Source organism: Immundisolibacter sp. (assembly GCF_041625615.1).
Lineage (GTDB): Bacteria > Pseudomonadota > Gammaproteobacteria > Immundisolibacterales > Immundisolibacteraceae > Immundisolibacter.
The window spans coordinates 1-7,505 of record NZ_JBFJTF010000113.1; the positions used below are offsets into that span (position 1 = coordinate 1).

Consider the following 7,505-nt stretch of genomic DNA (forward strand, 5'->3'; position numbering starts at 1 on the left):
CCTCTATCCTGGTAACGAGCGCGCGCGCTGGTGACTGCACTCGCGTCCTCAGACACGACCGAATAGCTCGCGCAACTCCTGCTTCGCGCGCTCGAGGACTTCCTTGCGCTCGGGCGACAGCTGCTTGCCGGCACGGTTGATGTAGAACACCAGCATCGACATCGCGGACCGGAACGGCGCGCTCCTGCGGCGATGGCTTGCTTCGGCGGCAGCCTGCAGTGCCAGCGCGATGCGCCGTGGGTCGTCCCGGGCGAACAGCCCCGGCTCCAGGTCCAGGGCGTTGCTGGTGCGGCCGACCCGTTGCGACCAGCGACGCTCGCGCCGGTCCGTCACGCGTGGGCTGCTGTTGCTACCAGCCGTTGCGCAGTTCGCGCAGCTTCAGGAACACGGCCTGCGCCGAGGGCTGCTCGGGCAGATCGGGGAAGGCCTCGCGCAGGCGGGCGATGACCGTCGGGTTGGTGAGCCGAAAGAAGGTATTCACCTCCTTCTCCTCGCCCAGCGTGGTCAGCCGCGCGGCATGCGGATCCTGGGCGTCGACCGCATCCAGCAACGCCGCTGCCTGCTGGTTGTCCGGCTCGCGGTCCAGCGTGAAGCGCAGGTTGTTGGCGATGTAGTCGTGCCCCGGATAGATCACGGTCGCGTCCGGCAGGCGCGCCAGTTGGTCGGCGAAGGTGTGGTACAGGTGTTCCGGATGACCGCCGCCGTGGCAGTTGCCGGCGCCGGCGTTGAACAGCGTGTCACCGCTGATCAGGCCCGGCCGGTCGCCCCGGCAGAACAGGCACACGTGGCTCATGGTGTGGCCGGGCGTGTCCAGGACTTCGAGTTCACCGCTCTTGCCGATCGGAATCACGTCGCCGGCCTTGAGGCCGCGATCGATGCCCGGAATACGGCCCTTGGCACCGGCGTGCGCCAACAGCTTGGCACCGGTGGCGGCGATGACCCGGTCGTTGCCGCCAATGTGGTCGGGGTGTTCGTGGGTATTGAGAACCTGCGTGATGCGCCAGCCCATTTCGGCGGCCCTGGCGATCACCAGCTCGGCCTCAAGCGGATCGATGGCCAGCGCCTCGCCGGTATCCGGACACCCGATCAGGTAGTGGAAATTGCGGTAACGGTTGTCGGAATAGATTTGTTCGATGATCACGTCGCCTCCGGTGCCGGCCTGGCCGGCACATAAGGGGAGCGAGCGGCCTCAGCCGCCCATGAGAGCCTTTTCCTCGGCCAGGCAGTCGGCGAAGGCCGGGCGCGCCAGGGTGTCCTGCAGGAACTGCGCGAGCAGTGGCCAGCGCGCAGCGTCCACCTGCTCGCCGCCGTAGCCGAGGTTGGCGAACTGCGTGGCGACGGCGATGTCGCCCAGCGTGAACGTGTCACCGCCAAGGTGGCCGGCGGCACACTGTGCCTCCAGGTAGTCACACGCGCCGGGCAGGTCGGCCAGGGCGGCGGCGACCTTTGCTTCGTCCGGCGCCACGCCGCGCATGTGGGGCTTGACGATGCGCTCAAAGAACACGCCTTCGGTGCAGATGTGGAACAACACGCTGTCGGCGTATTCCTCCAGCCACAGGGCGGTGGCGTACGCCGCGGGATCGGCTGGCAGCAGGGCGGGGCTGGGGTGGCGCTTTTCCAGGTAGGCACAGATCACGCTGGAATCGGCGAGACCCACCTGGTCGTCGCTGAACGCCGGCACCTTGCCAAGAGGGCTGAGGCGGCGAAACGCCGGATCATCGCTGCCCGGCATGACCGGTTGCAGGTCGTAGGGGAGGTTCTTGTGCGCCAGGGCGACACGTACCTTTCGAACGAAGGGGGACAGGGGCGCGCCGAACAGGACCGTCATGGTGTTCTCCTCTGGTGATGAATGCGGGTGGTCGATCCGACCCGGTCGATGGGGTCAATCGTACGCGAGGCGCCGCCGACGCAGGTACCCGTAGGTCACGCCCAGCAGCCCCAGAAGCGCCGCACCGGTGATCACGAACGCCCAGCGCAGCCCCATGCCCTGCACCAGCATGCCGAGCAGGACCGGTACGGCGAAATAGCCGAGGCGATTGAACAGCGTACGCAGGCCGATGACCAGGCCTCGTTGGCTGGGCGCGGTCTGCCGGCCGATGGCGGCCAGCAGGGTCGGAAGGCTCAGCCCGAGGCCCAGGCCGTGGAGCGCACTGAGCCCGCCCACGACCACCAGCGACGTGCTGAACGGAACCGCGCTGATGCTGGCGACGGACAGTGCGATCGAGCCGAACAGCACCGCGCTGATCGAGGTGTGGCGTATGAGCGCGGCGGCGCTCAGCGAGCCGACCGAGATGGCGCCGTTGATGCACGCGAACAGGATGCCGATGGTCGCCGGCGAGAATCCGGCTGCGGCCAGATGCACCGGGTAGAACGAGGCATTCACCGCCGCGGCCGACAGGCGCAGCAGCGTCAGCAACATGACGATCATGAGCGAGGTCTGCGCCAGCAGCGGCAGGGCCTGCCGATACGCGCTGCCGGTCACCTGCCACAGCGTGCCACTGCGCCCGGGCTCGCGGATATCCGGCAGCGGCAGCGCGACCAGCGTCAGCAGGCCGCCCCATACCGCCATCAGCGCGAAACCGGCGCTGAGTCCCCAACCGGCGACCAGTGCGCCTGCCAGCAGCGGGGCCAGCAACATGCCGATGCTGCCGGCGAACGAAAACCGGCCCATGATCGTGTTGCGCCGGGCTGGCGGCGCGGCGCGCAGGGCATAGGACTGCGCGGCCAGCCAGCTCATGCTGCGGGCCAGGCCGCCGGCCAACTGCAGGGCGCAGGCGGCGAGGAAACTGTCGATCAGGGGAAACAGCGCTGCCGTGAGCGCGGCGCCGATACCCGCCCACAGCATGATGCGCCGATCGCCGTAGCGGTCACACAGGGCGCCGGCCGGCAGGGCGAGCAGCAGCGGACTGAGCGAGGCCAATGCAACGGCAGTGCCCAGCTGGGCCGGTGGCAGGCCGCGGTCGACCGCCCACAGCGGCAACAGCATGCCGATCAGCGATTCGGTGGTGATGCCGCAAAAGGCGCTGGCGTAGACCAGGGCCCGTTGCGGCGCGCCGAGCGCGCGCGGTGCCGGGTCGGCACTCACGCGCTGCGCCGTCCGGGCACGGGGGTGCTGTCGCGGATCAGCAGCGGCGCCAGAAAGCGCCCGGTGTGGGAGTTCGGTTCGCGTGCCAGGTGCTCGGGAGTGCCGCAGGCGATGATCTCGCCACCACCGCCGCCACCCTCCGGCCCCAGGTCGATCACCCAGTCGGCCGTCTTGATGACGTCCAGGTTGTGCTCGATCACCACCAGCGTGTTGCCGTCGTCGCGCAGGCGGGTAAGCACGCCCAGCAGCAACTCGATGTCCTGGAAATGCAGGCCGGTGGTCGGCTCGTCCAGGATGTACAGCGTGCGGCCGGTGTCGCGTTTGGACAGTTCCCGCGAGAGCTTTACCCGCTGCGCCTCGCCGCCGGACAGGGTGGTGGCGGCCTGGCCCAGCCGGATGTAGCCCAGGCCAACCGCGGCCAGTGTGTCCAGCTTGCGCTTGATGATCGGCACGGCGTTGAAGAACTCACCGGCCTGTTCCACGGTCATGTCGAGGATCTGGTGGATGTTGCGACCCTTGTATTGAATCTCCAGGGTCTCGCGGTTGTAGCGCTGGCCGTGACATACGTCACACGGCACGTAGATGTCGGCCAGGAAATGCATCTCCACCTTCAGCATGCCGTCGCCCTGGCAGGCTTCGCAGCGCCCTCCGGCCACGTTGAAGCTGAAACGGCCGGGGCCGTAGGCGCGGGCACGGGCTTCGGGCGTGGCGGCCATCAACTCGCGAATTGGCGTGAACAATCCGGTATAAGTAGCTGGATTGGAGCGGGGAGTTCTTCCAATCGGGCTTTGGTCGATGTTGACGATCTTGTCGATCTGGTCGAGCCCGTGCAGCGCCCGGTAGGGGGCAGGCTCGTCGCGCGCCTGGTTGAGTTTCTGTGCGACGGCCTTGTACAGGGTCTCGTTGATCAGCGTCGACTTGCCGGAACCGGACACGCCGGTGACGCAGGTCAGCAGCCCGAGCGGAATGTCGACCGTCACGTCCTTGAGGTTGTTGCCGCTGGCACCGTCGATGCGCAGCACACGCTCGGGGTCGATGGCAGCGCGCTGTTGCGGCACGGCGATGGCGCGCTTCCCCACCAGGTACTGGCCGGTGACCGAGGCCGGATTGGCCGCCACCTGGGCAGGCGTACCCTCGGCGATGACGTAGCCGCCGTGTACGCCGGCGCCGGGCCCGATATCCACCAGGTGGTCGGCCAGACGCATGGCGTCCTCGTCGTGTTCGATCACGATCACCGTGTTGCCGAGGTCACGCAGGTAGGTGAGGGTCGACAGCAGGCGCTGGTTGTCGCGCTGGTGCAGTCCGATGGACGGCTCGTCCAGCACGTACAGCACGCCGACCAGGCCGGCGCCGATCTGGCTTGCCAGCCGGATGCGCTGCGCCTCGCCGCCGGACAGGGTGTCGGCCGAGCGGGCGAGGGTGAGGTAGTCCAGGCCGACATTGACCAGGAAGCCGAGGCGGGCCTCGATTTCGCGCAGTATCTTCTGCGCGATGGTGCCGCGCGCGCCCGGCAGGTCGAGGCCGGCAAAGAAGGCTTGCGCCTGGCCGACAGGCAGTTCGACCAGTGCGGGCAGGTTGCGCCCGGCCACGAACACATGCCGCGCCTCGCGGCGCAGGCGGCTGCCGCCGCAGGCCGTGCACGGCCGGTTGCCAAGGAAGCGCGCCAGGTGCTCGCGCACGGCGTTGGAGTCGGTTTCACGGTAGCGGCGGGCAAAGTTGTTGACGATGCCCTCGAACGGATGGCGCCGTCGCTTGCTGCGGCCGTCGGCCGTGCTGTAGGAGAAGGTGACGACCTCGTCACCGCTGCCGTAAAGCAGTACCTGGCGATGCAGCTGCGCCAGCTCCTCGAACGGGGTCTCCACGTCGAAACCGTAATGCCGCGCCAGGCCATCGAGCAGGTGCATGTAGTAGGCGTTGCGGCGATCCCAGCCGGGGATGGCGCCGGCGGCGAGGCTCTGGCGGGGGTTGGCGACAATCCGCTGCGGGTCGAAGAACTGCGCCACACCCAGGCCGTCGCACTCCGGGCAGGCGCCGGCCGGGTTGTTGAAGGAGAACAGGCGCGGCTCGAGTTCGGCCACCGAATAGCCGCAGTGCGGACAGGCAAAGCGGGCCGAGAACAGCAGGTCCGCGCGCGACTCGTCCAGGAACGCCACCTTGAGCAGGCCATCACCGAGGCCGAGCGCGGCCTCGACCGAGTCGGCCAGTCGGCCTTGCGCGTCCGGACGCAGGCGCAGGCGATCGACGACCACCTCGATGTCGTGCTTGCGCTTGCCGTCGAGCGACGGCGCCTGGTCGAGTTCCACCAGTTCGCCGTCGACGCGCGCCCGCACGTAACCGCGCCCGCGCAGACCTTCCAGCAGCTGGGTGTGCTCGCCCTTGCGACCGCTCACCACCGGTGCCAGCAGCATCACCCGAGGCTCGTCGGGCAGCGCCAGCAGGGCGTCGACCATCTGGCTGACGGTTTGCGCCCGCAGCACCACGCCGTGCTCCGGGCACTGCGGTTCGCCGACGCGGGCAAACAGCAGGCGCAGATAGTCGTAGATCTCGGTGATGGTGCCGACGGTCGAGCGTGGGTTGTGCGAGGTGCTTTTCTGCTCGATGGAGATGGCCGGCGACAGGCCCTCGATGTGGTCGACATCCGGCTTTTCCATCACCGACAGGAACTGCCGCGCATAGGCGGACAGCGACTCCACGTAACGCCGCTGACCTTCCGCGTACAGCGTGTCGAACGCCAGCGAGGACTTGCCCGAGCCGGATGGGCCGGTGATCACCGTCAGCCTGTCGCGCGGCAGGTCGAGGTCGATGTTCTTCAGGTTGTGCGTGCGCGCGCCGCGGATGCGGATGGCGGCGTGACCTTCGGGGCTGCTCATGACGGCCTGTGGCGGTGAGTGGCTGCAAACAGGCCATGTTACGGGCCGGGTCGAGTCCTGCGCAAAGCGGCCAGACACGGCGGCTTGTGGTGGCCGGTGGCCGCGCCGGATAATGCGGGCCCGCCGCCGGTGCACCGGATGGCTTCGCGTTTTCACCGCCCTCGGTTTACATGACTCCCAGCGAACGGCGCGTCACCGGCGCCCTGTCGGCCATTTACATCCTGCGCATGCTGGGCCTGTTCCTGCTGCTGCCGGTACTGGCACTGTACGTGGAACACCTGCCCGGCTCGACGCCGTTGCTGGTCGGCCTGGCCGTGGGCACCTACGGCCTGACCCAGGCTGTGTTCGGCATTCCCTTCGGCAACGCTTCGGACCGCTTCGGCCGCAAGCCGGTCATCACCGCCGGCCTGATGCTGTTCGCCATCGGCAGCGTGGTGGCGGCGCTGGCGCAGACCGCGTCGGGCATGGTGCTGGGGCGCGCGCTGCAGGGTGCGGGGGCCGTGGCGGCGCCGATCATGGCGCTGCTGGCCGACCTGCTGCGGCCGGAGCAGCGCAGCAAGGGCATGGCGGCCATCGGCATCAGCATCGGTGGCGCCTACCTGGTGTCCCTGCCGCTGGGGCCGGTCCTGGCGGCAGGCATCGGCGTGCCGGGTATTTTCTGGCTGATTGCCGCGCTGGCGCTGGTCATGGTGGCCTTGCTGTGGTGGCAGGTGCCAACGCCGGTCGCCGCGCGGCAGGTGCAGGCGCCGGCCGGCCAGTTCCGCGCCGCGCTCAGCGACCCGCACCTGTTGCGCCTGGACTTCAGCATCCTGGCGCTGCATGCGCTGATGACCGGCATGTTCGTGATCCTGCCGCCGCTGCTGCGCGATCAGCTTGACCTGCCGCTCGGGCAACTCCTGTGGCTGTATCTGCCCACGGTCGTGCTGTCCATCGTCGTCATGGTGCCGCTGATCGTCTACGCCGAGCGCCGCGCCCGCCTGAAGCCTGTGTTCGTGGCCATGGTGGCGCTGTTGGGTGTTGCGGTGCTGATGTTGCTCGGCGTCGGTCACGTGGTGTGGGGCGTCGCGTTGGCGCTGTTGACGTTCCTGATTGCGTTCAATGTGCTCGAGGCGACGCTGCCGTCCATGATGTCGCGCCTGGCCCCCATGGCCGGTCGCGGCACCGCCATGGGCCTGTATTCAACCTCGCAGTTTCTGGGCGCGTTTCTGGGCGGCGCGGGCGCCGGCTGGCTGCGCGGGCACCATGGCACCGAAGGCGTGTTGTGGGCGGGTCTCGCGCTGTGCGCGGTGTGGTTGCTGGTGTCCACCGGTCTGCGGGCGCCGGCGCACCTGCAGACGCGGCTGATCGAGGTCGGCCGCCTCAGTCCCGATCGGGCGCGCCAGCTGACCGATGAACTCATGCGCATCGGCGGTGTCGCCGAGGCGGTAGTGATTCCGGAGGAGGGTGTAGCCTACCTGCGGGTCGACGGACGCACTTTCGAGGCCACCAGCGTCGAGCGGTTTTCCGCCGCTCCCGCCTGACGGTGTTCCTCTACGGTGCGCGGATGGAAC

The 7,505-nt window shown here is 68.6% G+C and carries 6 protein-coding genes; 1 reads left to right on the forward strand and 5 read right to left on the reverse strand.

What is annotated here, in order from left to right; genetic code table 11:
- Window positions 1–48 precede the first annotated feature (48 nt).
- Genes ABYX71_RS09115 through uvrA form a run of 5 tightly spaced genes read right to left on the reverse strand, consistent with a single transcriptional unit; the run spans window position 49 to window position 5,955 of the window.
- Window positions 49–333 (reverse strand): DUF3175 domain-containing protein, encoded by a 285-nt coding sequence (locus ABYX71_RS09115; protein ID WP_372696188.1) that lies wholly within the window; start codon window positions 331–333, stop codon window positions 49–51.
- A gap of 16 nt (window positions 334–349) precedes the next feature.
- Complete coding sequence (locus ABYX71_RS09120) at window positions 350–1,141, reverse strand: hydroxyacylglutathione hydrolase (RefSeq protein WP_372696189.1); 792 nt, start codon at window positions 1,139–1,141, stop codon at window positions 350–352.
- 48 nt (window positions 1,142–1,189) lie between these two features.
- Window positions 1,190–1,828 carry a glutathione S-transferase family protein gene (locus tag ABYX71_RS09125; RefSeq protein ID WP_372696190.1) on the reverse strand — a complete coding sequence of 213 codons (639 nt, stop codon included), beginning with the start codon at window positions 1,826–1,828 and terminating at the stop codon, window positions 1,190–1,192.
- Window positions 1,829–1,882: 54 nt separating this feature from the next.
- A complete protein-coding gene (locus ABYX71_RS09130; protein ID WP_372696191.1) occupies window positions 1,883–3,085 on the reverse strand; it encodes an MFS transporter in 1,203 nt (400 codons plus the stop codon).
- Complete coding sequence (gene uvrA / locus ABYX71_RS09135; RefSeq protein WP_372696192.1) at window positions 3,082–5,955, reverse strand: excinuclease ABC subunit UvrA; 2,874 nt, start codon at window positions 5,953–5,955, stop codon at window positions 3,082–3,084. Before uvrA ends, ABYX71_RS09130 begins: the two co-directional genes overlap by 4 nt.
- A gap of 170 nt (window positions 5,956–6,125) precedes the next feature.
- On the opposite strand from uvrA, the gene ABYX71_RS09140 reads away from it, so the two are divergent.
- Window positions 6,126–7,475 (forward strand): MFS transporter, encoded by a 1,350-nt coding sequence (locus ABYX71_RS09140; RefSeq protein ID WP_372696193.1) that lies wholly within the window; start codon window positions 6,126–6,128, stop codon window positions 7,473–7,475.
- Window positions 7,476–7,505 lie beyond the last annotated feature (30 nt).